This is a genomic window from Alkalibacillus haloalkaliphilus C5 (genome assembly GCF_000269905.1).
Classification (GTDB): Bacteria; Bacillota; Bacilli; order Bacillales; family Alkalibacillaceae; genus Alkalibacillus; species Alkalibacillus haloalkaliphilus_A.
Genome location: NZ_AKIF01000298.1, coordinates 1 through 414 on the forward strand (window position 1 = coordinate 1; position 414 = coordinate 414).

The following is a 414-nucleotide window of genomic DNA, read 5'->3' on the forward strand; positions in this document are numbered from 1 at the left end:
CTTGGCAGTCTCAGAAGGTGGTGTAGTTTGTGAACAATGTCGCCATCGCGCATCAGATGTATTCGTTCTTTCACCAAATGTTTACCATGTGTTAAGATTGATGAGCAATAAAAGCCTAACTAAAATTAAAGACGTCTCGATTAAAGAAGATACTTTAAATACTATCAAGCAAATATTAGAGCTTTACTATGATTATTACGGTGGGATGACGATTAAATCTAAACGTTTTTTAGATCAACTCCACCTATTTTAATTTGAGTTGAGATTTTTAGTGTGACTAATTTATTAAAAAAAGACATTCTATATTTCAAAAATCCGCTAAATAGTATATAATAAATGCCATAAGTATGACGTCATTAAAGGTGGTGAAAGGCAATGGACTTGACTCACCGTCAAGAGCAAATTTTAGAGATT

General features: G+C 32.6%; 1 protein-coding gene. It reads left to right on the plus strand.

Annotated elements, in window-relative coordinates:
- The coding region (gene recO / locus A194_RS19130; RefSeq protein ID WP_040403408.1) for a DNA repair protein RecO at window positions 1-253 on the plus strand (253 nt) is incomplete at its 5' end.
- Between the last annotated feature and the right edge of the window lie 161 nt (window positions 254-414).